Origin of the sequence: Chitinophaga ginsengisegetis, from assembly GCF_900168065.1 — a bacterium.
GTDB lineage: Bacteria > Bacteroidota > Bacteroidia > Chitinophagales > Chitinophagaceae > Chitinophaga > Chitinophaga ginsengisegetis.
The window spans coordinates 266,187-290,159 of record NZ_FUZZ01000004.1 but is presented as its reverse complement, the minus strand read 5'-3'; the positions used below and the strand labels follow the sequence as shown (position 1 = coordinate 290,159).

At 48.5% G+C, this 23,973-nt stretch carries 19 protein-coding genes; 9 read left to right on the top strand and 10 right to left on the bottom strand.

The window, feature by feature from the left end; genetic code table 11:
* Nucleotides 1–11: 11 nt before the first annotated feature.
* The 6 genes from B5Z18_RS23900 to B5Z18_RS23875 all read left to right on the top strand — a co-directional run bounded on the left by B5Z18_RS23900 (nucleotide 12) and on the right by B5Z18_RS23875 (nucleotide 6,706).
* Nucleotides 12–1,550, top strand: a complete 1,539-nt coding sequence (locus B5Z18_RS23900; RefSeq protein ID WP_079472044.1) for a RagB/SusD family nutrient uptake outer membrane protein — start codon at nucleotides 12–14, stop codon at nucleotides 1,548–1,550.
* Between the two features lie 10 nt (nucleotides 1,551–1,560).
* On the top strand, nucleotides 1,561–3,399 hold the full coding sequence (locus B5Z18_RS23895; RefSeq protein ID WP_143313673.1) for an alpha-1,3-galactosidase-related protein: 1,839 nt from the start codon (nucleotides 1,561–1,563) through the stop codon (nucleotides 3,397–3,399).
* Nucleotides 3,375–4,826, top strand: a complete 1,452-nt coding sequence (locus B5Z18_RS23890; RefSeq protein ID WP_079472043.1) for a sialate O-acetylesterase — start codon at nucleotides 3,375–3,377, stop codon at nucleotides 4,824–4,826. Before B5Z18_RS23895 ends, B5Z18_RS23890 begins: the two co-directional genes overlap by 25 nt.
* Nucleotides 4,827–4,896: 70 nt before the next feature.
* On the top strand, nucleotides 4,897–5,082 hold the full coding sequence (locus B5Z18_RS23885; protein ID WP_079472042.1) for a hypothetical protein: 186 nt from the start codon (nucleotides 4,897–4,899) through the stop codon (nucleotides 5,080–5,082).
* Between the two features lie 127 nt (nucleotides 5,083–5,209).
* A complete protein-coding gene (locus tag B5Z18_RS23880; RefSeq protein ID WP_079472041.1) occupies nucleotides 5,210–5,590 on the top strand; it encodes a PH domain-containing protein in 381 nt (126 codons plus the stop codon).
* A gap of 87 nt (nucleotides 5,591–5,677) precedes the next feature.
* Nucleotides 5,678–6,706, top strand: coding sequence for an LLM class flavin-dependent oxidoreductase (locus B5Z18_RS23875; protein ID WP_079472040.1), 1,029 nt, complete (start codon nucleotides 5,678–5,680; stop codon nucleotides 6,704–6,706).
* Between the two features lie 4 nt (nucleotides 6,707–6,710).
* Here B5Z18_RS23875 and B5Z18_RS23870 read toward each other — a convergent pair whose 3' ends face one another.
* Complete coding sequence (locus tag B5Z18_RS23870) at nucleotides 6,711–7,259, bottom strand: pyridoxamine 5'-phosphate oxidase family protein (protein WP_079472485.1); 549 nt, start codon at nucleotides 7,257–7,259, stop codon at nucleotides 6,711–6,713.
* 129 nt (nucleotides 7,260–7,388) lie between these two features.
* On the opposite strand from B5Z18_RS23870, the gene B5Z18_RS23865 reads away from it, so the two are divergent.
* From B5Z18_RS23865 to B5Z18_RS23855, 3 genes are read left to right on the top strand one after another with little or no spacing between them, the layout of a single operon-like run.
* On the top strand, nucleotides 7,389–8,468 hold the full coding sequence (locus B5Z18_RS23865) for an efflux RND transporter periplasmic adaptor subunit (RefSeq protein ID WP_079472039.1): 1,080 nt from the start codon (nucleotides 7,389–7,391) through the stop codon (nucleotides 8,466–8,468).
* Nucleotides 8,465–9,724 carry an ABC transporter permease gene (locus tag B5Z18_RS23860; RefSeq protein ID WP_079472038.1) on the top strand — a complete coding sequence of 420 codons (1,260 nt, stop codon included), beginning with the start codon at nucleotides 8,465–8,467 and terminating at the stop codon, nucleotides 9,722–9,724. Before B5Z18_RS23865 ends, B5Z18_RS23860 begins: the two co-directional genes overlap by 4 nt.
* A 1-nt stretch (nucleotide 9,725) precedes the next feature.
* The gene (locus B5Z18_RS23855; RefSeq protein ID WP_079472037.1) at nucleotides 9,726–10,406 is read left to right on the top strand and encodes an ABC transporter ATP-binding protein; all 681 of its coding nucleotides are present in this window, start codon (nucleotides 9,726–9,728) and stop codon (nucleotides 10,404–10,406) included.
* On the opposite strand, the gene B5Z18_RS23850 is transcribed toward B5Z18_RS23855, so the two are convergent.
* From B5Z18_RS23850 to B5Z18_RS23810, 9 genes are all read right to left on the bottom strand, one after another.
* Nucleotides 10,407–10,934: a 5' nucleotidase, NT5C type gene (locus B5Z18_RS23850; RefSeq protein ID WP_200817331.1), complete on the bottom strand. Its 528-nt coding sequence runs from the start codon at nucleotides 10,932–10,934 to the stop codon at nucleotides 10,407–10,409. It lies immediately after the preceding gene.
* Nucleotides 10,935–11,072: 138 nt separating this feature from the next.
* Entirely contained in the window at nucleotides 11,073–11,864 is a 792-nt protein-coding gene (locus tag B5Z18_RS23845) for a 3-keto-disaccharide hydrolase (protein ID WP_200817330.1), read from the bottom strand.
* A gap of 83 nt (nucleotides 11,865–11,947) precedes the next feature.
* On the bottom strand, nucleotides 11,948–13,099 hold the full coding sequence (locus tag B5Z18_RS23840) for a Gfo/Idh/MocA family protein (RefSeq protein ID WP_079472036.1): 1,152 nt from the start codon (nucleotides 13,097–13,099) through the stop codon (nucleotides 11,948–11,950).
* A gap of 27 nt (nucleotides 13,100–13,126) precedes the next feature.
* A complete protein-coding gene (locus B5Z18_RS23835; protein ID WP_079472035.1) occupies nucleotides 13,127–14,167 on the bottom strand; it encodes a sugar phosphate isomerase/epimerase family protein in 1,041 nt (346 codons plus the stop codon).
* Between the two features lie 18 nt (nucleotides 14,168–14,185).
* Complete coding sequence (locus tag B5Z18_RS23830) at nucleotides 14,186–15,385, bottom strand: class I mannose-6-phosphate isomerase (RefSeq protein ID WP_079472034.1); 1,200 nt, start codon at nucleotides 15,383–15,385, stop codon at nucleotides 14,186–14,188.
* A 17-nt stretch (nucleotides 15,386–15,402) separates the two neighbouring features.
* Nucleotides 15,403–16,467, bottom strand: coding sequence for an aldose 1-epimerase family protein (locus B5Z18_RS23825; protein ID WP_079472033.1), 1,065 nt, complete (start codon nucleotides 16,465–16,467; stop codon nucleotides 15,403–15,405).
* A gap of 29 nt (nucleotides 16,468–16,496) precedes the next feature.
* The gene (locus tag B5Z18_RS23820; RefSeq protein ID WP_079472032.1) at nucleotides 16,497–19,190 is read right to left on the bottom strand and encodes a c-type cytochrome; all 2,694 of its coding nucleotides are present in this window, start codon (nucleotides 19,188–19,190) and stop codon (nucleotides 16,497–16,499) included.
* A 105-nt stretch (nucleotides 19,191–19,295) separates the two neighbouring features.
* Nucleotides 19,296–20,777, bottom strand: coding sequence for a RagB/SusD family nutrient uptake outer membrane protein (locus tag B5Z18_RS23815; RefSeq protein WP_079472031.1), 1,482 nt, complete (start codon nucleotides 20,775–20,777; stop codon nucleotides 19,296–19,298).
* Nucleotides 20,778–20,801: 24 nt separating this feature from the next.
* Nucleotides 20,802–23,930 carry a SusC/RagA family TonB-linked outer membrane protein gene (locus B5Z18_RS23810; RefSeq protein WP_079472030.1) on the bottom strand — a complete coding sequence of 1,043 codons (3,129 nt, stop codon included), beginning with the start codon at nucleotides 23,928–23,930 and terminating at the stop codon, nucleotides 20,802–20,804.
* Nucleotides 23,931–23,973: the final 43 nt, after the last annotated feature.

The following is a 23,973-nucleotide window of genomic DNA, read 5'->3' as shown; positions in this document are numbered from 1 at the left end:
ACTAGTGTACCATGAAAAAAATTACGCTTGCGCTTTATATAATCCTGCTGGCAGGATGCACAAAAGATTTTCTGAATTCCAAACCCTCGGACCAGCTTTCAGATACCAACTTCTGGAAGTCGGATGCAGATGCACTTTCCGGTATCACTGCCATCTATGAGCAGATGCAGCACAACTACCAGATTTACGGCTACAACCCAATGACGGATGGAATGACGCCCAACGCCTGGATCTGGAGCGATTATCTCGAAGGATATGGCGGTATCTCCAAAGGCAACCTGTTGCCTACGCTTATCACACCCGTAAATGATAAATGGGTGCAGCTGTACAATGGTATCTACAAATCGAACCTGGCGCTGGAAAAAATACCGGGTATAAAAATGGATGAAACATTGAAGGGACGCCTGCTGGGAGAAGCACAGTTTTTACGCGCACTGTTTTACTACAACCTGGCCGACTATTACGGTGGCGTGCCGCTTATTGAACATACCCTGCAACTGGGCGCAGAGCTTCCCGGCAGAAATACCCGCGAAGAAGTGCTGACTTTTGTGGAAGCACAATGCGACGAAGCAGTGAAATCCCTGCCTGCAGTGTATGATAAAGCCAATACCGGCAGGGCTACACAGGGCGCTGCCCTGATGCTCAAAGCAAAAGCGCTGCTGCTGGGAAAACAATATCAACAGGTAGCGGCAGTAGCCAAACAGCTCATCGACAAAGGCCAGTACCGCCTGTATGATAACTACGAAGCCATGTTTACAGATGTGGCAGCAGAAAACAACGCGGAAGTAATATTTGATGTGCAATATGCCGGACCAGGACTGGGAGAAGGCAGCCCGCTGGATGGATTTATGGGCCCTCAAAGCTCTTTCGGAAAAGGCTGGGACCAGGCATATCCTACGCAGGATCTCGTAAACAGTTATGAGATGAAGAACGGGAAGATGATCACCGATCCTGCTTCCGGGTATGATGCGGCCAACCCGTTTAAAGACAGGGACCCGCGGCTGGATTATACCATCATCCGTCCCGGCTCCGTATGGAAAGGGATTGCTTATGACAACATCAAAGTAGGTGGTGCAAAATCAACCTTCATCGGCTACCTGCCCAGGAAGCATGTATTAACGGTAGATGGTTTCAACTGGGGCGACTCCCCGCTAAACTACATCGTGTTCCGGTATGCCGATTTACTGTTACTGTATGCAGAAGCAGAGAATGAAACAAACGGTCCGGATGCCGCGGTATATAATGCCATCAACCAGGTGCGGGCAAGAAAAGGCGTAGAGATGCCTGCTATCCCTGCCGGCAAAACAAAAGAACAGATGCGTGATATTATCCGCCACGAAAGAAGGATAGAACTGGCCTTTGAAGGTATTTACTATTCAGATATCCGCCGCTGGGGTATTGCGAAAGAGCTGATGGATGGCGCTGTGATTAAAACAATGACGGGCCAGCAACTGGATGTCCGCCATTTTGTGGACGCCCTTTATCTCTGGCCGGTTCCACAGGGAGAAATTGACCTGAATCCAAAACTCAAACAAAATCCCGGCTACTAACTTCCGCGCTATGTATAGATATTTAATTTTATTAGCCATGTGTGTATTGTGCCTGCAATACACACATGGAGCCGCGGCTTACGATACAGTATACGTAACCGGTTTTGGTGCACGGCCTGATAGTCGTGCAGACGCCGTAGCCGCAGTACAGGCCGCACTGGAAGCCTGCCGGCAAAAAGAAAACCCGCTGCTGTTTTTCCCGGCGGGACGTTATGATTTCTGGCCGCAGCACGCAGTAAAGAAAGTGTACTACGAATCCAATACCTCGGATATCAACCCGAAGTACAACGCCATCATGATAGCAGGATTTAAGAAGCTGGTGATAGAAGGCGCAGGATCGGAATTTGTGTATCATGGCAGGATACAGCCGTTCACTATTGAGCGGAGCAGTCATGTTACACTCCGCAATGTTTCTATCGACTGGGATTTTCCGCTGACGGCGCAGGCAGTTGTATTGGATACTACCGCTGCGTATATAGATGTACGTATAGACACCGCGCAGTATCCATACACTATCGTAAACGGGCAGATGCTGTTTGCCGCCGAAGGCTGGAGTGGTAAGATCACCGGCATCATGGAATACGAAAAGGATACGCATCTTATTGCTTACAAAACAGGCGATGAGCCCAGCGCCCTGGGGCCGGACTGGCGGGGATATAAAGCCACCGCTATGGACAATGGCGTGGTGCGGTTGCATCATCCTTTCCGGCGGAAGCCTTCACCCGGAAACATACTGGTATTGCGTCACAACAGCCGCGATCATGCCATGATCTTTGTAACACACAGCGATAACATTCTAATGGAAAAAGTGAACGGCTACCATTGCGCAGGGTTAGGGATATTATCGCAGTACACTTCTGATCTTACTTTTAAAAACATCTCCATTGTTCCAAATATAGCAAAGGGAAGGTATTTCAGTGGTCATGATGACGGGCTGCACTTCTCCAACTGCCGCGGTAATATTTATGTAGACAGCTGCCGCTTTGGTGGCCTGATGGATGATCCTATTAATGTGCATGGCACTTATGTGCGCATAATCAGCAAGCTGGATAAAAACAGGTTGCTGTGCCGCTTCATGGAGCCGATGAGCGTAGGCATGGAATGGTCGGAAATAGGCGATAACATTGCGTTTATAGATCACCATTCACTGGCAGCTATTGGCAAAGGCAAGGTAACCACGTTCCGTAAAATAAGCACCACAGATTTTGAACTCACCCTTGCCGGCGAAATACCGGCACGTATACAGGAAGGAGATGGCCTCGAAAATATGAGCTGGACTCCCGCGGTGACCGTGAGGAATACATCTTTCGAAAGCTGTCGTGCAAGAGGGCTGCTGGTAACCACCCCTAAAAAAGTGATCATTGAAAACAACAGCTTTGCCTCCAGTGGCTCGGCCATTCTGATAGCCGGCGATGTGAACTCCTGGTATGAATCCGGCGCTATCACCGACCTGCTGATAAAAGGAAATAAATTTCTCGCTCCGTGTAATACATCCGACTACCAGTTTACAGAAGCGGTGATCAGCATTTACCCGGAGATCCCGGTGATGAATGATAGCACACCGCTTTATCATAAAAATATACGGATAGAAGGAAATAGTTTTTATGCGTTCGACTATCCTATACTATTCGCACAATCGGTAAACGGGCTGCAGTTCATCAGCAATGATCTCATCAGGAGCTACGACTATAAACCTTATCACGCCCGCAAAGCTGCCTTTTTTCTTTCAGGGTGCAGGAATGTGCGCATACAGGATAATAAGGTAGCTCCCGGTTTATTGGGGAAGAACGTGGAATTTAAATTTATGAAGAAGAAAGAAATACAATGTCAGCAAGAACTGGTCTTTTAAGCATTTTAGTGCTGCTCATTTTTCCGTTAAGAAGTTTGCCGCAGTCGCATACCGGTCACTTATCACTGCCAGCGGTGATAAGTGACCATATGGTATTACAGCAACGCTCAAACGCCGTGATGTGGGGCTGGGCGGGCAAAGGCAGCCAGGTGAACATTACGCCCGGCTGGACCTCAAAAAGATATACGGCTGTTACAGACAGCGCCGGGAAATGGCAGGCGCGTATCCCTACGCCACCTGCCGGTGGCCCCTACAGTGTTGATTTTACCAGTGAGACAACGCATATCCGTGTGAAAGATGTATTAATCGGGGAAGTATGGGTATGCTCCGGGCAATCCAACATGGAAATGCCTTTGAAAGGATACAACAAACAACCGGTTTTAAACGCAGCTGCTATTATTGCGGATGCGGTTAATCATCCGGATATACACGTTTTCCGGGTGCCCAAAGTGGTGTCACCGGTACCTTTAGCTGATTGCAATGGTAGCTGGAAGGCCACAGACACCGCTACCGTGAAGGATTTCAGCGCTGTTGCCTATCAGTATGCAAAAATCCTGCATGAAAAGCTGCACGTACCCATCGGCATTATTGCCACTTATTGGGGAGGAACAGCCATACAATCCTGGATGAGTGAAAAGAACTTGTCGGCTTTCCCGGAAGTGTGGTCCACCAACAGGCCGGATACGATCAGAGATCCCGAAAAGAATCCGGAGCATTCGCCAGCTGTGCTGTTCAATGCCATGATCCTGCCGGTATCAGATTATACGGTGAAGGGGTTTATCTGGTACCAGGGAGAATCAAACAGGGAGCATCCGTTGCTTTACCGCAGGCTGTTGCCGGCTATGGTGAAAGAATGGAGAGCGCTATGGAGAGGAAGCTGTTTGCCCTTTTATTATGTGCAGATAGCGCCTTATGGATATGCTGATCCCCGTCATGAGCAGTTACCGGCTGTCCTGCGGGAATCACAATTGCTGGCACTGCGTGATATCCCCAGCGCAGGCATGGCCGTGATACTGGATGCGGGTGAAGAAAAATATATTCATCCACCGGATAAAACGGTGGTGAGCCAACGCCTTTCTTACTGGGCGCTGTCAAAAACATATCGTCAGAAAGATGTTGCCTGCGTTTCGCCTGTTTTTAGAAAGATGAAGATCAGGGGAAGCCAGGCTTATCTTTATTTCGACTTTGCCAAACACGGTCTCACGGCTAACAACAAGTCTTTGGAACATTTTGAAATGGCAGGCAGCGACCATGTTTTTTATCCGGCTGCTGCGGTTATTGTTCACCGTAACCAGGTGAAAGTTCAATGCGATTCAGTGGTGGCGCCGGTTGCAGTGAGGTACGCATTTAAGAATTGGGTAAGGGGGGATCTTTATAACCGGGAAGGGTTACCGGCTTCTTCTTTCCGGACGGATGATCAGCAATAACCCCAACGGCAGACACAGCTTTCCCCCGCGGCATAGATATTGTTTGACTAATAGTCAAATAACACAAGCCATGAATGTAAAAAGACTCTTCGGAACCATCCTGACTATCCTGGGGATAATGGGTATCATTTATGCCGGTTATGGTTTTATCCAGCAAAGTATGCAATGGCGGCAGCTACTGGTGGCTGCTGTGATCGGGGTTATCTTCTTCATATCGGGTATTGGCCTTGTGAGGAATACCAAAGATGAAGCGTAGTTGAAGCGTACTTAAAGCATGGATGAAGCGTAGTTAAAGTGTGGCTGAATTTATCCGCCATAATCCTCTATTATTTACAATATTTGTAATATCTTGGATCCATCACCACAACAAACGTAATTTTTATATGGGATTTTTTTCAGGTCTTATTGGCAATGCAGCCACCGTTAGCCAGGAGCAGTTAACTAAAGATTATGGCAAACTCCTGCTCGATTCAGAACGGGTAGAACTGGGTTTCAAGCTGATCAGGGATACTTTTATATTTACCAATAAACGTCTTATCCTGATCGATAAGCAGGGGCTTACCGGTAGTAAAACAGAATACCGCAGTATCTCCTACAAGAGCATTTCCAGGTTCAGCGTGGAAACAGCCGGTACTTTTGAACTGGATGCAGAACTGAAAATCTGGATCTCTGGTGAAGAACTGCCGAGCATCAAAAAGCAATTCAGCAAATCGGTGGATGTATACGAGGTGCAGAAGGTACTGGCGCATTATGTGCTGAACTAAGTTTCTTATTAAAGTGTTTATCATACCAAAGCCACCATTGGTGGCTTTTTTAATTGCTTATATTTAACATCCCTAAAAGGATTGATCATGGAAGTAGGAATAGATAGCTTTGCCGCCACCAATGGTTTAAACAATAAGCCGGTCGCAGAAAGTAATATGGATGAAATGGCGGATCTGCTGGAAAGAATTGTGATGGCCGATCATGCCGGGTTGGATGTATTTGGCATCGGTGAACATCACCGGAAAGAATTCCTGGACTCTGCACCCACCATCATCCTGGCGGCTGCAGCAGCCCGTACAAAACATATCCGTCTTTCCAGTGCAGTAACAGTGCTCAGTGCCGCCGACCCGGTAAGGGTATTTCAGAATTTCGCCACACTGGATATTGTTTCCCGTGGCCGCGCCGAAATGGTGGTGGGCCGCGGGTCCTTTATAGAAGCATACCCGCTTTTTGGTTATAGCCTCCAGGATTATGATGCGCTCTTTATCGAAAAACTGGACCTGCTCCTGAATATCCGTGATCATGAAGTGGTTACCTGGAAAGGCCGTTTCCGGCCGGCGCTTAATAATATTGCCATTTATCCGCGCCCGGTGCAGGATCCTATACCCATTTGGCTGGGTGTAGGCGGCACCCCACAATCGTTTGCCCGTGCAGGTACGTTGGGGCTGCCACTCATGGTGGCCATTATAGGAGGGGAAACCCACCGTTTCCGCCCGTTGGTAGACCTCTACCGGGAAGCTGGCAGAAAGGCCGGGCATTCGCCCGATAAATTAACCGTAGGCGTACATTCATTGGGGTATGTTGCGGAAAACAGGCAACAGGCTGTGAGCGACTATTTCCCCGGCTACGCCGAAACATTCACCAGGATTGGAAAGGAGCGGGGATGGCCTCCTGTAACCCGTGCGCAGTTTGATGCACAGACAGGTCCCACCGGTGCCCTGCTGGTAGGCGGCCCTGAAGAGGTAGCAGAAAAGATCCTCCGCCACAGCGAAGCGCTGGGTGGCATCTCCAGGATCACTTTTCAAATGGATAACGCGGGCTTATCCCATGAAAAATTGCTGAAGTCCATTGAATTGATTGGTAAGTACATCGTTCCGCTGGTGAATACCGATTAAATGATTACGCACCCAGTTCGGTAGGCAATCCGTCCATGCTCACCAGGTTTTTCTCTGCTTTGTAAGCTTCCAGTCCCTCGGGACCTTTCTTTTCCGCCCATTTGGCGGCATGATCCCGCTCGCCGGTGTATTCATACAACGGAACGCCAAAGCCGCAGGAGGTTTGTACTTTATGGATATCCGCCACAATGATCTGGCGGGTGGCGGGCAACAACGTAAACAGCGCCGACAGCTCCGGCCATTCCGGATCGCCCGGCAGCACCGTATAGCCTTTACCGTATAAACGCAAAATATTGGGCGGCCCGTCGAAGGCACAAAACATAAAGGTAATACGGCCATTCTCCCGGAGATGCGCGGAGGTTTCATTTCCGCTGCCCACAATATCGAGGTAGGCTACTTTGCTGGAGGAGAGTACCCTGAAACTGTCGAGCCCTTTGGGCGAAAGGTTTACATGGCCCTGATCACTCAGCGGCGCGGAGGCTACAAAAAACAATTTCTGCGCAGCAATAAAGTCCTGGTGTACGGGCTTGATATCGTCAAAAAATTTTCCCATATAAAGCAGCATTTAAGCGTGGTCTATATAGAAAGGTACGAACTTTTTACGGACAGATGCCGTACATTTGTTGATTGTAAACTACCAGTGAAGCACTGCCGGTAACATCGGGCAGGAAAAATATACTACATGAAGGCAGTTAAAATTCTCTTGCTCCTCCTCATATTGTCTTCCTGCAAAAGTAAATGGGAAAAGACACATCCCGTGGTTGAAAATATCACTGAATCCGTATACGCTTCCGGCATCATTAAAAGCCGCCACCAGTACCAGGTATTTTCCAAAGTAAACGGGTTGATCGTTAGTATTCCGGTTACAGAAGGAGATACGGTAAAGAAGGGAGATGCCATTATCCATGTGCTGAATGAAACAGCGAAACTAAACACGGAAAACGCCGCCCTTTCTGCCGCCTACGCCGCTGTAAGCGCCAATACAGAAAAGTTAAACGAGTTAAAGGTCAACATCGATCTTGCTAAAATAAAACTCAATAATGATTCGCTCTTACTGGTCCGCCAACGCCGGCTCTGGGAACAACAGATCGGTAGCCTGCATCAGGTGGAACAGGCAGAACTGGCTTATAAAAGTTCGCTGACTTCCTACAACATCGCTTTATATAAATACAACGATCTGCAGAAACAACTGAACTTCGCGGCAAAGCAGTCCGGTAAGAACCTCGAAATCAGCACCACGCAAAACAGTGATTATACCGTGAGAAGTGATATCGACGGCAAGGTATACAGCATCCTGAAAAAGAACGGAGAGATGGTAAATACCCAAAGCCCCGTGGCCGTTATTGGCGAGGCCGGTAACTTTTACCTGGAACTGCAGGCAGACGAATACGATATTGCCCGCATCCGGCTGGGACAGAAAGTATTCATTACGCTCGACAGCTACAAAGGACAAGCCTTTGAAGCAAGCGTGGAGAAAATATATCCCATCATGAATGAACGCTCACGGTCCTTCACCATCGATGCTGCTTTCGTAAAACAGCCACCAGTCATTTACCCCAACATGACCCTGGAGGCAAACATCGTTATTCAATCAAAAGAAAAAGCATTGATCATCCCCCGGAGTTTTTTATTGGAAGATGATTATGTAATGCTGGAAAATAAGGAGAAGAAGAAAGTGGTAACAGGCCTGAAAGACTATCAGAAAGTGGAGATCCTGGGCGGCCTCACAACTGCCGATGTTATCATGAAACCTGCGCCATGAACTACAAACTGATTTTCAGTATATCATTTTCCCTGATGAAGGCGCGCTGGAGACAAACGCTGGTGGCGGCAGTGGGCGTTACCTTCAGTATTACCATGTTCATAGCTTTACTGAGCTTCATGACAGGGCTCAATGGTTTGCTCGACGGGCTGATACTCAACAGAACGCCGCATGTACGCATCTACAATGATATTAAGCCCAGCAAATACCAGCCTGTTAATCTTTCCGGCGAATACAAACAGTCGCATAACTTTATTAAATCTGTGAAGTCTGCCAGCGGGCGCCAGGAAATATATAACAGCGCCGCTATTCTGGATATGCTGAGAAAAGATAACAGGGTAACAGGCGTTGCCCCGAAAATTATTGCGCCCGTTTTCTTTAACGCCGGTACTATAGATATTACCGGTGTTATTAACGGGATTGATGTGCAGTCGGAAAGTACCCTGTTTCATTTTAATGATTACATCATTACAGGCAAACCCATCGATCTGAAAAATGTACCCAACAGCATTATTCTCGGAAAAGGCGTAGCGGAGAAATTATTGGCAGACCCCGGAGATGTAGTACAGGTCACTACTTCGCAGGGCGATATCATGCCGCTGAAAGTAGTAGGCTATTTCCAGTCGGGGTTACAGGATTTCGATAAAGTACAATGCTACACGTCTATCAATACCGCGCAAAAACTATTGGGAAAGCCTAATAATTATCTCACAGATATCCAGGTAAAACTCACGGATCTGAATATGGCGCCCGCCGTGGCGAAAGAGTATGGCGCGTTGTTCCAGGCCGATACAGAAGATATACAAACCGCTAACTCACAGTTTGAAACCGGTAGCTTTATCAGAACACTGATTTCTTATTCAGTAGGCATCACCCTGTTAATTGTGGCCGGTTTCGGGATCTATAATATCCTGAATATGATGATCTATGAAAAAATGGATGCCATTGCTATTATGAAAGCCACCGGCTTTTGCGGCAGTGATGTGAACCGCATCTTTATTGTGATCGCCCTGAGCATTGGTTTGTTCGGCGGTGTGGCAGGGCTGTTCCTCGGATTCGGAGTATCTGTTATCATTGATCAGATCCCTTTTCGCACAGCGGCATTGCCTACCATTACTACCTTCCCCGTGAATTATAATCCGGCCTATTATTTTATAGGCGCCATATTTTCATTGGTCACCACTTACTTTGCAGGCTACTTCCCCGCAAGGAAAGCCAGCAAGGTAGATCCTGTTGTTATCATAAGAGGAAAATAAGATGAGCGAGGTTATTCTGCAGGCCAGTCATATCAACAAGTCGTTTCATGACCCGGTAACCATACCGGTACTGAACGACGTGAGCATGTCTGTCAATAAAGGAGAATTTGTTTCGGTAGTGGGCAGGTCAGGGTGCGGAAAGTCCACCTTGCTCTACGTTCTTTCCACTATGGATACCGATTACGAAGGACAGCTATGGATCGATCAGCAGCTGGTCACCAACCAGAAAGAAAAGCAGCTGGCCCGCATCCGGAATGAAAAGATCGGTTTCGTATTTCAGTTCCATTACCTGCTGAACGAATTCAGTGTGCTCAGGAACGTGATGCTGCCCGGTTTGAAGCTGAACCGGTATTCGGAGCAGGAAACAGAGCACCGCGCCATGGAGCGGCTTAAAATGCTGCATATCGACGAGCTGGCATTAAAGAACGCCAACCAGTTGTCGGGCGGACAAAAGCAACGGGTGGCCATTGCACGTGCGCTGATCAACGATCCCGCCATTATAATGGGCGATGAGCCTACCGGCAACCTGGATAAGAAAAACGGTCAGCTTGTGTTCGATATCTTCCGGGAACTATCGTTACAATACCAGCAAACATTGCTCATTGTAACGCATGATCCGGAATTTGCGGGAAATACCAACCGCATTATTGAAATGGAAGACGGACGGATTATCAGGCAGTAACTACAGCAATTTCTTCGCTGCATCTTCCCAGTTCATGATCCGCTCGTAGCCTTCTACATGTACGTTATGATGCCCGTGATACAATAATGGCCGGCCTTTGAAATTGCTGAAATTGCGGATCAGGTCATCTATCATGATGTCTGTTTGTACAATAGATTTATCGCCACACAGGCAATATTGCCGCCAGTCAAGAAAAGGAAAATGCTCCTGCAGCCAGTCGTATTTGTCTTTCAGCGAAGTGGGAAACTCCATCGCTGCGGATACGATATACAATTTATACTTCTTGTTCAGTTCTTTTATTACGTCCACTGCATTCGGGAATATTTCCAGGTCGCGGAAAAAGCCGGGTGTATTCAGGTATTCCTTAATCTTTGCTTTGTGCTCTTCCGGCAGGATATCCGATAATGTTTTGCCGTGAAGTTCTTCCGTGGTAAATGTTTTACCATAGTCCCTGTAATACCATGCCCTGGCTTTTTTGATTGGGTCTGCAATGGTTTCGTCCATGTCGATGGCAATAGATAACTGCATTGTTTCCTGTTTTTGTGCAGCTAATATAATAAAAAGTGCGGAGGGGATTTGGTAGTAATATAAAAGTAAAACGGCTGTGGCGCTATGGAATAACATACCACAGCGCCACAGCCATTCAATTCTAAAAATAAAATCAGTTTAAAGACTTTTCAGCTTAATATCACGGTATTCCACTTTCATCGGCGGACCTACATGCACCTGTACGCCCAGCAATCCTTTGGTTTTTCCGTTCACCGTGTCGTTGTCGGTTACATCACTCATCAGCACACCATTGATGTAGTGCTGAAGGTGATTGCCTTTTACAACAAGCCGGCATTTATTCCAGTCTTCGCTTTTAATAAGCGCTTGCAGTGAATCAGAGCTGCCGAGTGAGCCGGTAACAACGGCGGCGCTCCATGCGTTGTTCTTTACGCCGTTTTTCAGCGAATCAGTTGCTTCGGGAATGGTTGTTTTCTGTCCGCGGTAGGCCAGGGTAGTACGGCCTCTTTCTTCGTAATTCTGACCCGTATAGCGGTTGGCGCCGTCAATATCTGCCTGGTAGCCTTTCAGCGCGTGTGGTACATTTTCTACCATTACGCTGCGATAGTTGATGCCGCTGTTGCCGCCGCTGGTAATTTTGAATTCGCAGGTGAGTTCAAAATCCGCCGGCTGATCGCCCTGCCAGATGAGGAAGGTGTTGGTTTTCAGTAACGTTTCAGGCGTTACTTCGCCAACAATATGACCGTTTTCCGCCCGCCAGTGAATAGAGTCGCCTATCCATCCGTTCAGTGTTTTACCATCAAAGATCTGTACGAAGCCTTTATCGGTACCTGTGCTATCGCCGGTGTGGCTGTTGCCTGTCTTACTGTTGCCGTTCTGGCAACTGGCCGTGGTAAACAGCAGGCTGGCTGCGGCTAACGGGATAAGCATTGCACTGGTTCTTTTCAGCATAATTAATATTTTAATAGTGTTTGGTATTTTTTCGTATATCCGGGGGAGATAGTAAACATGATGCGTATAACCGTTACCGGTAGTTAGGCAGCATTGGTATCTTTCCAGGAACCGGAAGCTGCTGAATCCAGTACGGCTTCACACACTTTTTGCGTTTCCAGCGCTTCTTTAAAAGTAGGAGAACAGGGCGCACCGGTTTCCAGGCTTTTCAGAAAATCAGCTACCTGGTGTACAAAAGAATGTTCGTAGCCAATGCCCAGCCCGGGTACCCACCATTTATCCATATATGGCTGATCGCCGTCCGTTACGTGGATAGAGCGCCATCCGCGCACCGTAGAGGCGTCTGCGTTATCAAAGTATTCCAGCCGGTTCAGGTCGTGCAGGTCCCAGCGGATGGAAGCATTTTCACCGTTGATTTCAAACGTATATAACGCTTTATGTCCGCGTGCATAACGGGTTGATTCAAAGAGGCCGAGAGAACCGTTGCTGAAGCGGCACAGGAAGGAGCAGGCATCATCGATGTTTACTTTTTCCACTTTGCCGGTGAGCTGATGCATGCGTTCTTTTACAAACGTTTCGGTCATGGCGGTTACGGTGGTGATGCTACCGTTCAGCCACAACGCGGTGTCAATGCAATGGGAGAGCAGGTCGCCCACTACGCCGGAACCGGCTACATCTGCATCCATACGCCACAACCCTTCGCCGCCCTGTGGCAGGTTGGCGTTAATGGTCCAGTCCTGCAGGAAGTTGGCACGGTAGTGAAAAATGCGACCCAGCTTGCCGGAGTCGATGATCTGTTTGGCAAGGGTAACAGCCGGTAACCGGCGGTAGTTGTACCACACGGTATTAGGCACGCCTGCTTTTTCAATGGCGTCTACCATCCCGGCCGACTCTTCCAGCGTACGTGCCAGCGGTTTTTCGCAGAGGATCATTTTGCCTGCAGCAGCTGCTGCAATAGCTATTTCAGCGTGTTTGTCGTTGGGCGTGCAAATGTCTACTGCGTCTATATCATCGCGTGCAATGAGGGCTTTCCAGTCCGTTTCTACGGATTCATATCCCCATTGCGCTGCAAATGCTTTGGCCTTACTTTCTGTGCGGGAACATACTGCTTTCAGCACCGGCTGATAAGCCAGTTCCGGGAAGAAGTTTTTCACACGCAGGTAGCCGTTGGAGTGGGTTCTGCCCATAAAACCACATCCTATTAATCCTATCCTCAGTTCTTTCTTTGTTGTCATAGTTGTCACGGATTATTAATTAAAAAACTATTCCTGCCAGCCGTGTTGTTGCCTTACAGCGATCATGGCGGCGAGGATATCGTTCCAGGTTTTCGCCTGGGTCATCACGGCGTTGGGGAACATACAACCATCCCAGCAGATATGTTTCACCGCTTTTGTGAGTTCGCCTTTGTCGTCGCGCAGCCAGAAGCCGGCATCTTCCGCAATATTCAGTTTCCCGTTGGGATCAGTAGCCAGGCAGTGACGGCCGGTTTTATCGTGAGAGCCGGTGCCGTGCACCGTACCATCATTCTGCGCCACATGGAAATCGATCATCCACGGACGAAGGGCATGTGTAAGTTTCCGGAGCCCTGCTTTGATTGCTTCGCGGTCGCTCCACTCAAAGTTTGCCGGCAGTATCCTGTCTTCCGGGCTGTTATACCCCAGCAGGTACAGGAACGTATGCGACATATCGGCCTGGAACCCAATATTGGGACGGTCTACCGCCTCCAGGGTATCCAGCATGGCTTTCCAGCTATGCATGCCACCCCAGCAGATTTCACCTTCTGCGGCAAGTTTTTCGCCATAGTCAGCGGCTACGTCACAGGCTTCGCGGAACGTTTGTGCAATCAGACTGGTGTTGCCGGTGGGATCTTTGGACCAGTCTTCCGGACTGCAGGCGGAGTCGATGCGTACTACGCCGTTTGGCCGGATACCGAGGTCACGGAGCCGTTTGCCTACGTGGCACGACTTCCGCACCTGCTCTACAAATTTTGCCCTGTCTTCTTTGCTGCCCATGGCGGAACCACCGCTGGGAGGCCAGATCGGCGCCACGAGGCTGCCTATCTCCAGATTATAGGAAGATACTTTTTCTACCAGTCTTTTCAGGTCATCGTCTGAGCTGTCTGCGGATACATGCGGATCAAACAACCCAATGTCGATACCGTCAAACTTAACGCCGTTCACATCTGCGTTAGCGGTCATTTCCAGCAGCGTATCAAATGAAATGATGGGTTCTGCACCATCTCCTTTTCCTACAATGCCCGGCCAGATGGCATTGTGCAGTTTTGGATAATTATTATCTTTCATAACGTAGTTTTTAACAGATTACAACACGAGGTCGGGGTTACCCGGACCAAAATGTTTCAGCATTACAATCGGATCGGTAGAAGAGTGGTTTACAATTTTCACTCCTGCAGTAGCCGCTGCTTCGCTGATAAAAAACTCATCGTTGGTTAATTGTCCGTAGCGGATCAGTGCCGGCGTATCAATATCCCACACACCCATTTTGCCATGTCCCTGCATCAGGATAATGCCATAGGCGGCGGCGTCTTTAATAACTACTGTTGCGCCGGGCGCTACGGTCAGTTCTTTGGCGCTGAAAGCATCTGATTTATAACATACCCAGTTCTCCGTATAACCTTCCCCGTTAGCTGCCGTTTTGGGTGGCATAAAGCGGTTCTGGAACTGGTTGGGATCCACGTTCAGTTCCCAGTCGATCACGTCCATCAGGGCGTCGTAATCGCCGATGCTTTCTTTGGGCGTACCATTCCAGAGCAGTACTTCCGGAACGATGGCTTCGTTTACGAGCGACTGGTACATGGCGAATACGTCGGAGGCTTTCTGTGGTTCGTAGGTACACAAACTACCCGGTGCATGCAGCAGTCCCGGCGGAACATCCCAGCCGGTGCCGGGTTCCAGCTTGTAAGCCTGTGAGTAGTTCGTGATTTTATTATCGCCTTTGGTAAAGTTCAGCAGGCATTCCTTAATCTGTTCGCGGGTGGTGCCGGGCGCAATACCCATGAAAGTATAAGGGAAATCACCGCCATGATTATTCAGCTGCGGCGGAAAGTAATAGGCTTCGGGCTTGCCGGCCTGTCCGATCAGCGCTGCCTTTTCATCGTTATGATGAATATGATGGGGGAGTGGTCCCATGTTATCAAAGAATTTGGAATACATCGGCCAGGCGCCATAGGTATCCCATAAACGTTTCCCGATCAGTTTATCTTTTAATTCGCTGATGGCATCTTTCAGTAAAAATTGCTGTGTGCCGCTGCCATCACTTACCACCACCATGCTTAAACCTTCATTTTCGCCTGTTAAAGGGCCGTTCTTCGCCGGAGTGGTGGACGACAGCCAACGTTCGTCGATGCCGCCACGTTCGCCTCCCAGTACGTAATAATCGTCCGGGTGTAATTTGATCCGCCGTCCTGGCACACAAAATGATCTGGGTACCCAGTTTGGTGCCAGTCGGAGAATCCCTTGTCCCTGTTCGAGTGCTTTTTCTGCTAAGCTTGTTTTTTCCATGAGCTTTAAAATGATGATTATAAAAGATCAGTGAGAAATGATTTGATGTCTTCGTTGGTATGTAACAGGTTTATCTGCAATTCATATCCGCGGCGTTCGCCCGGTTCCATAAATAGCAGCGTACCTTCCCTGCGGGCTTTTGCCTGGCCCGTAGGTGGATGGGTGCCGGGTTCCAGCCCCATCACATATTCGCCTTTACCCCAGTGCTGCCAGTTGGTGAGCACCGGCAACTGCGCTTTTTTAAACCGCAGCGAAAATGCCAGTTGCAGCGCAGCGTTGTGGACACCACAGGTACACCATCCGCCGGTATCTGCAACCGGATCAATGATCGCGGCTTCTTCGCCGCCGCCAGCGTGACTGTCCAGCGGCGCGAGGCATTTTTTATAATTGTGATCTGCATTAAAAATGTGATCCGGATTGCCTTCCCGGGGAATCCAGTTCCCCTTCCAGCAGATATCCGCACCTTCATCTACCAGCGGCCACCCGAAATTGAAATGATATAACAACATATGCGGCGCCGTGATATTGCCCCGGTTCATCACTTCATCATGCACCCGGATCTCTGCTTTGCCCAGTGTACCGGAAATAGTACGTTTCAGCATCAGCTTGGCACCGAGCACACTGGTTTGCAGCATGATGCCGGTAATGCTCATTCCCATCTGTCCAGCCACGGGGTCGGGTTGTATGATGGAAACAATTTCAGCAGGCGTATTACTGATAGGGCCATGCAGCCCGCGCTCTCCATATTCATCGGTTTCAGGGCCGCCCACATGCATCAGTCCGCAGGTGGTTATCAATCCACCGCCAAAGGTTTGGAGCCAGTCCAAACCTTTGTTCGCCCCGCGCGTAGGTGCAGTAATACCGCCATGACTTAACCAGGCCAGGCTATGCTGATGATAAAACGCATCCGCAATATCCATGGCCCGGTCGATGACCACCTTATAACGTAACCCGGTTCCGGTATTGATCCAGGCGATGCGGGTGCCCCTTCCGGGGCCATTGTCCAGCACCGCCGTTTCTATACCTCCCAGCTGAAAATGATTCGAGAGTTTATGTTGCCACGACTGATTATTAAATGCCATCCGCGCGTTATTTATCTTCCGGAAAAAAATTATTTACGACCCATCTGCTTGGAAGCAAGGAAAATGGAATCCTGTTTGTTGCCGCCGGATTTCAGATAAGCCATCAAGTCACGCAGCTCATCTTCATTAAGACGGTTAATTAATCCCGGCAGCATTACAGAAACTTTGGATGCTTTTGTTCCGGTCACATCTTTCTTCAGCAGTTCCCGCTGATCCTGTGTGGCAAACGGATTCTGGGAAATCACATACTTATCTTTGTCCTGGCTTACCAGTCGTCCTACTACGGTGCTGCCATTCTTCAAAGAAAACACAGTGGCTTCGTACTGGTCAGAGATGGTTTTGCTGGGTTCAATAATGGCTTCGAGGATATCTTTATTGGAAAAACGTGTACCCAGCTGCGTTAGATCCGGTCCGGCTACGCCGCCTTCACCGCGCATACCATGACAGGAGCTGCACAACGCCGTGGCAAACATCGCCCGGCCCTGTTCAAAATCACGCTTGGTAGTAGCGCTGTCCACTACTTTAAGCGCTTCTTCCAAATTCCAGTTTCTGCCCGGCCCCTTCGGTTGTGCGAAACCTGCTGCGAGGTTACCGCCACTGTTTAACAGGGAGTCGCCGGAGATCTTGTTGAAATGAGCAAACTCTTTTTTCGGCACATTGGCCAGTGCATTTTTCCTGGCGTCATTGATAAAGCCAATAAAACTATGTCCGCCTTTATAAGAGAAAGCATCGTAGAACCAGTGGAAATATTGTTCCTGTAATTCAGGTGTCCAGCCGCTTTTAGCCTGGCTTAACACGGTTGCGTACCAGGTTTGCTGCAATGGCGGCATCTTGGATAACATACCGGCAATGTCCAGTCCATACCGCGGATTGCGCATGATCAGATCGGCTGATTTCATGGCCGTTTTAGCAGCAGCGGTATCATCTTTGGCGCTGGCCAGCAATGCCATTGTTTTTTCTACAGCATTGGGTGCATTAATGTATACCAGCACTTTACTCAGTGATCTGTTCAGATCGTTGGTGCTGGCGGGATACTGCGGATCGAGATAGGCGGCTATTTGTGCCGATTGTTCTGCATCGGGTTTACCCATGCGTACAAACACCAGTTCAAAAGCGCGCAACAGGTCAATCTGCTGGGAAGGCGATAACTGCGCATAGTTGATCGTCATCAGTTGCGGCAGCAGCAATTTCTTTACATCTTCCTTGCCCTGGCGTGCCAGCGCAATCGTTCCCTGGATCAGTGTTTCAGGATCTTTCTCCTGTAACACTTTGTTCTGCCACTGGCTCACCGGTTGATTTTCTATGGCTATCCTTGCTGCAAAGCGGATAAAGCGATCACTGTTTTTCAGGTAAGGCCATGCAAAATCAACGGCTCCTTCTTTTGCACCGCCGTGATAGGCTTCCAGTTGTTTGCGGATGTTAGCGCCTTCTGTTGGAGGAGTTACGGCCAAAGGTTCGTTATCTTCTTTATTGTCTTTATAATATACACGATACAGATCAGACTCCAGTCTGCGGCCACCGGTCAGGAAATACAAAGCGCCGTCAGGACCAATCACACCGTCTGTTAACGGCAGTGGTGAACCCGACAGGAATTCTTCTGCACCTGCTCTGTAAGAGGCGCCATCCGGCTGCAAACTGATGGCGTAGATGATACCAAAGCTCCAGTCGAATGCAAATAATGATTTGCGGTATTTCTCCGGGAACTTTGCATTACCGCCATAGATCAGGTTGGTAGGGGAGCCCTGGCCAATGTTCAGTAAGGGTGGTAAGTTATCAGGATAGGCAGGCGACCATTTCTCTGTACCCGGGCGCCATCCGTATTCACTGCCGCTGGTTACCTGGCAGATGCGGGTAGGGCGGTACCAGGGAGTACCAAAATCCCATTCCATATCTGAATCATAAGTGAACATATCACCGGCATCATTAAAGGTAAGATCGAAAGGGTTGCGGTAGCCGGAGCTGATGAGTTCCCAGTTGGTACCGGTAGAATCGATATGCGCAATCCATCCGCCATGTGTATTCACCGTATTGTCGTGACCGTTAGGGTCCTTGATAAATGGTAACACGTTATCGATGTTCCACGATGGAGGCACCTTGTAGTTATTCATCTCCGGAATTTTGGTAAAATTACCGGCGATCACATAGATGGATTTTTTATCCGGAGATAATACAATGCTGTGTGGTCCGTGTTCTCCTTCGCCATCCAGCGTTTTCAGCAGCGTGATCTTATCAAACTGATCATCGCCATTGGTATCCTGTAAACGATACAAGCCGCTGCCTTTGTCGAAACGGTCATCACTGTTGTGATTCACCATTACATACAGGCTGTTGAAGGCATACAGCAATCCCTGTGCATAGCCCATAGATACTTTTTGTGTAGAAGTATCATTGCCGATTTTGAGTTGTTCAATTTTCAGTTTGGCAGAATCTTCCCCTACAGCAGGGAGCTGCAACCGGTAAAGAAAACCATATTGATCGGACACGATCATGCGGCCTTTGGTGTCAAAGGTCATAGATACCCAGGAGCCCTGATTGTTGTCGCCCGGACTGTACAACCGCTCTGCCTTAAAATTATCAGGTAATTTCAGGGCATCGATTTTCGGATTGCCGGTTAGCTTTGGCTCTGACGTTGAGTCGTTTCCGTTATTGCAGGCCACACCGGTCATCAGAACGGTGGAAACCAGCAACAGCAGCGGGAAAGCTCTTTTACGTGACGTGGTCATAATATAATCTTGAATAGGTTCCTGAGTTGATACTATTGATATGGGAAAACGTTTACTATAGCTGTTAGTAATATAGTAAACGTTTTCCCGTTTTTCTAACTTTTTTTACCAGCCGGTATTTTGTTCAAATCCATTCAACCTGATTTCTCTTTCAGGAATTGGAAATAATAACTGGAACGGCTGTATGTTATATGATGCCGGGCTGAGCCTGGTGAGCCTTTTCTTTTCTTCTATACCATGGGCAGTCATTACGGAAACGGCTTTGCCGGTGCGTAATAACTGGTACCAGCGATTGTCTTCAAAGGCAAGTTCTACACGCACCTCCTGGAAAACAGCATCACGGAAAGCGCTCTGGCTCAAAGCAGGCAAAGGATCCAGCCCTGCGCGTTGACGCACAGGATTGATATACTGCAGCGGATTACCGGTGCCGGTTTCGTTGATTGCTTCTGCCAGCATCAGCAATACCTGTGAGTAGCGGTATACGGGCCAGTTTTCATTGGCGCGGCCATCAAGCGCATATGGCGGATGATAGAATTTCCGGATGAGCGGTAACTTGCCACCAAAGGCAATTGATTCTGCAAAAGCAGCGTTGGTAGGACTGGAGTACATAAAAATAGATGCATCCTTTCTTTTATCCTTTGCTTCATACGCGTTTACAATACTGGGAGTAGGCATGTTCACGCCGCCCAGGTTACCATTGAAGCCGGTCAGATCTTTTTTACCGTTGCGTGGACCGAAATTGAAAATGTAGTTGCTACTTTCTGTTTCAATACCGGAGTTATACTGTACCGAAAAAATAGATTCTGAATTGTTCTTCTTCGCCGGATCAAAATTATCTGCATAGTTATCTACCAGTGAATAGTTCAGTGTGGTTACCTGTTGCAGGGTGGTTACTGCCTTTGGATAATCTTTCATTGTCAGGTATACTTCTCCAAGCAGCGTCAGCGCAGCGCCTTTGGTAGCACGGCCGATGTCTCCGCCGGAGTAGCTGGCAGGTAGATTGGCCGCGGCTTCTGTGGCATCCGCAATGATCTGTGCATATACTTCTTCCACGGTGGCTTTCTTCGGGGTGGAAGCTTCATCCGGGCTTGCCACTTCTTTCACCAGCAGTGGCACACCGCCGAAAAGACGCACCAGGTGAAAGTAGTACAGGGCCCGGAGGAATTTAGCTTCACCGAGATACTGTTTTTTAGTTGCTTCGTTGGAAAATTTAACGCCGTCAATGCGGGTAATGATCACGTTGGATTGCTGTATGTTCTTGTATATCTGTGTCCATACATTGTTCACGTAGTTGTTGGTGGGAGTGATCAGGAACTCATCGATCTCTTCCCGTTGCTGTGCGCCACGGTCGCTTTCATCGTACTGGTAGTTGGTATTATCTGCGCGCATTTCAGCCATCGCCCAGTAGTCGCCGGTATAAAATTGCTGTAACACGCCGTAGCAGCCGTTCACGGCACGGAGTACCTGTGCTTCAGTAGTATAATAGTTAGATCCGCTGGAGAAAGAATTTGGCTTTACATCCAGCATGTTGTTACATCCATTCAGTGCGATCGCAAGCAGCGCGATAAAAGGTATCTTAGTTTTCATGTTGCTATTCTTTTTTTGACTGAATTAAAAGGAGAGGTTGGCGCCCAGTGAATAAATTCTTGGAACCGGGTAACTGGAATAGTCGATACCAGGTACCAGCGCGCCGCTTCCGCCTTTGCCCATGTAGTTGGTTACTTCAGGGTTGCCGCTGTAGTTGGTAAACAGGATGGCATTCTGCACACTTACATATACCCTGGCGCTTTCCACAAATCCCATCTTAGGAAGACTGTAGCCCAGCGTAATATTTTTCACCCATGCGTAGTTGTTTTTTTCTACCGTCAGTGAACTTACGTCACGATACATTACCCTGCCACGGCCGGAACCGTTGGTGGTAGGCACTTTGCCATTGCCGGGGTTGGATTCTGATCTCCACCTGTTAGCTACATCTTTCCGTACGTTAAATACGCCGTCAATATTACCGTTGTAATCATTGGTGGCATGTAAGCGGTCGGCGCCCATAGAGCCCACTACCAATACACGCAGGTCAAATTTTTTGTAATTCAGGATGTTGGTTAAGCCCCAGTTGAAGTCGGGGTAAGGATTACCGATGATGGCAAAGTCTTCCCGCGGATTGATCACGCCATTACCATTGATATCCTTGAAGCGGATATTACCTGGAATTGCGCCGGGGAAAGCAGGGCCTTTATCTACTTCTGCCTGGTTCTGGTAAATGCCGTCAAATACATATCCATACAACATTGCCAGCGGCTGGCCAACAATGCTCACATTGGTAGGATTACCTTCACTGCTGTTGCCGGAATAGATAGGGGCATTGTCTTTTCCCAATGCCAGCACTTTGTTGCGGTTGAAGGCAATGTTAAAGTTGGTGGTCCAGGTGAAAGATTTGGTTTCCATGTTACGGGAAGAGATACCAATTTCCAGTCCCTTGTTTTCCATATCGCCACTGTTTTCAGTTACGGTGGTAAAGCCGCTGGACTGCGGTACTTCCACGTTTAACAGCAGGTCCTGTGTATTTCTTTTATAAGCATCGATAGTCAGGTAGATGCGGTCTTTGAGCAAACCAACGTCAACGCCTATATTTAATTCACGCATTCTTTCCCATCCGAGATTTGGATTGCCAAGCGTGTTCATTACACGGCCGCCATTCAGCGCACCACCCAGTACATAATCGCTGGTACCGATGCTGCTCATGTAGGTGTAGTTACCGATATTGAAGTTCCCGGAGAAACCATAGGAAGCCCTTACTTTCAGGTCGCTGAATACACGGGACGACTTCATAAAATCTTCCTGTGAAACACGCCATCCCAGCGCTACAGACGGGAAGGTACCCCAGCGGTTGTTGGGACCAAAGCGGGAGGAGCCATCACTTCTCACAGTAGCCGTTACCAGGTATTTATCTTTATAAGCGTAGTTTACCCTGGCCAGGTAAGACAATAATGCCCATTCTGTTTTATCAGTTACATTAGGATTATTGGTGAGAGTAGCTGCGCCGTTGATGGTTTTGATATCATCATCCGGGAAGTTGGCCGCATTGATACCCACATTTTGTTCCTTCTGTGACTGTACACTGTATCCCAGCAAACCGGTAATAGCATGCCCGCTGTTGCTGTTGTACTGGTAAGTGAGTGTGTTTTCATTCAGCCAGTTCAGGTAATTCCCGGTGATGTAACCTCCGGAAGGAATACTTGGCGGTGCCGCATTGGTATTACCAATGGTGGAGGGCCGGAAGTATTCGGCACTACCTTCCTGGTAATCTACGTTGAAGGTGGATTTAAATTTCAGGTTCTTTATAATTTCATATTCTCCGTAAGTATTAAAAAGAATACGGGTGCTCTTGGATTTGTTGGTTACCTCATTGAGCATCATTACCGGGTTAGGCAAACCAAAAGTACCGGGACTCTGGATATATTCATTATAGCTGCCATCTGCTTTATAGATAGGCTCTATCGGGCTGGCAATACCGAAAACGCCTTCGCGGCCTTCTCCGTTGGTGTTGCCTTTGCGGGTGGTGTAAGAGGGCGCTACGTTGAAGCCTACTTTAAATCTGTCGGAGAGATTAGCGTCTACATTGGCTCTTACGGTAAAACGCCTGTAGCCGGAGTTGATGATCACCCCATCCTGGTTGTAATAACCTGCAGAGACATAAGTCCTGATTTTATCGGTACCGCCACTTACGCTCAGGTTAATATCCTGCATGGGTGCTGTGCGTGTAATGGCATCAAACCAGTCGGTGCCTTTACCGATCAGTTCAGGATGACGGTAAACTTCCGGTATGTCTGCATCCGTAGGTTCGCGATGTTCGGTGAAACGGATATTATCCTCAATCGCTTCTTTTCTGAACTGGGCAAACTCCTGTCCGTTCATGAGGTTTGGACGTCCTTTGTCGGGAATAGTCTGGACGCCGTAATTGGCAGAAAGCTGCACGCGTGGAATACCGGAGCTGCCTCGTTTAGTAGTGATCAATACTACGCCGTTAGCGCCTCTTGAACCATAAATAGCAGTAGCAGAAGCATCTTTCAACACCGCCATGGATTCAATATCCTGCGGGTTAATAGCGTTCATTGGATCAGATACCTGGTCGGAAGAAGACGCCAGCGGATAACCGTCTACCACATACAGTGGCTGGCTGCCAGCACCCACAGCGCCGATGCCGCGCACCTGTACCTGCGGGCCACCACCGGGAATGCCGTTGGAGGTACTCACCTGGATACCGGCAATCTGGCCGGCCAATGCCTGATCAGGACCGGCAACGGGCATGTCTTTAATGTTCCTCATGGTAACAATTCCAACAGATCCTGTTACATCTTTTTTCTGTTGTGTACCATAACCTACAACCACTACCTGGTTAAGGACTTTATTGCTTGGTTCCAGCTGTGCGCTGATGCGCGTGCGGGTACCAACATGGTAAGTTTTGCTTGCATAACCGATTATGCTAAAAACAAGAGAATCTGACGGAGCGGCGGAAATGGTATATCTGCCATTCGCATCAGTGAATGCACCCTGGCTGGTACCTTTAACGCCAACGGTTACACTGGGAAGCGGTGAGCCCGTTCCGGCATCTGTAACCTGGCCGCCAACGTTATTCTTTTGTGCATAGGTGAAAGTGCTGATGAATAACAAGGCAGAACAGGTGAAGCCAAAACGTGCGAGGCAGGAAGATCCTTTTTGATAAAGGATAGAAGCTCTGATCATAACGAGTGGAATTTGGTTTGATGAAACGGCATTACTTTACGGA

Coding starts and splice junctions, on each gene's coding strand:
- B5Z18_RS23900 (WP_079472044.1), top strand. CDS start 12: ATGAAAAAAATTACGCTTGCGCTTTATATAATCCTGCTGGCAGGATGC.
- B5Z18_RS23895 (WP_143313673.1), top strand. CDS start 1,561: ATGTATAGATATTTAATTTTATTAGCCATGTGTGTATTGTGCCTGCAA.
- B5Z18_RS23890 (WP_079472043.1), top strand. CDS start 3,375: ATGTCAGCAAGAACTGGTCTTTTAAGCATTTTAGTGCTGCTCATTTTT.
- B5Z18_RS23885 (WP_079472042.1), top strand. CDS start 4,897: ATGAATGTAAAAAGACTCTTCGGAACCATCCTGACTATCCTGGGGATA.
- B5Z18_RS23880 (WP_079472041.1), top strand. CDS start 5,210: ATGGGATTTTTTTCAGGTCTTATTGGCAATGCAGCCACCGTTAGCCAG.
- B5Z18_RS23875 (WP_079472040.1), top strand. CDS start 5,678: ATGGAAGTAGGAATAGATAGCTTTGCCGCCACCAATGGTTTAAACAAT.
- B5Z18_RS23870 (WP_079472485.1), bottom strand. CDS start 7,259: ATGGGAAAATTTTTTGACGATATCAAGCCCGTACACCAGGACTTTATT.
- B5Z18_RS23865 (WP_079472039.1), top strand. CDS start 7,389: ATGAAGGCAGTTAAAATTCTCTTGCTCCTCCTCATATTGTCTTCCTGC.
- B5Z18_RS23860 (WP_079472038.1), top strand. CDS start 8,465: ATGAACTACAAACTGATTTTCAGTATATCATTTTCCCTGATGAAGGCG.
- B5Z18_RS23855 (WP_079472037.1), top strand. CDS start 9,726: ATGAGCGAGGTTATTCTGCAGGCCAGTCATATCAACAAGTCGTTTCAT.
- B5Z18_RS23850 (WP_200817331.1), bottom strand. CDS start 10,934: ATGCAGTTATCTATTGCCATCGACATGGACGAAACCATTGCAGACCCA.
- B5Z18_RS23845 (WP_200817330.1), bottom strand. CDS start 11,864: ATGCTGAAAAGAACCAGTGCAATGCTTATCCCGTTAGCCGCAGCCAGC.
- B5Z18_RS23840 (WP_079472036.1), bottom strand. CDS start 13,099: ATGACAACAAAGAAAGAACTGAGGATAGGATTAATAGGATGTGGTTTT.
- B5Z18_RS23835 (WP_079472035.1), bottom strand. CDS start 14,167: ATGAAAGATAATAATTATCCAAAACTGCACAATGCCATCTGGCCGGGC.
- B5Z18_RS23830 (WP_079472034.1), bottom strand. CDS start 15,385: ATGGAAAAAACAAGCTTAGCAGAAAAAGCACTCGAACAGGGACAAGGG.
- B5Z18_RS23825 (WP_079472033.1), bottom strand. CDS start 16,467: ATGGCATTTAATAATCAGTCGTGGCAACATAAACTCTCGAATCATTTT.
- B5Z18_RS23820 (WP_079472032.1), bottom strand. CDS start 19,190: ATGACCACGTCACGTAAAAGAGCTTTCCCGCTGCTGTTGCTGGTTTCC.
- B5Z18_RS23815 (WP_079472031.1), bottom strand. CDS start 20,777: ATGAAAACTAAGATACCTTTTATCGCGCTGCTTGCGATCGCACTGAAT.
- B5Z18_RS23810 (WP_079472030.1), bottom strand. CDS start 23,930: ATGATCAGAGCTTCTATCCTTTATCAAAAAGGATCTTCCTGCCTCGCA.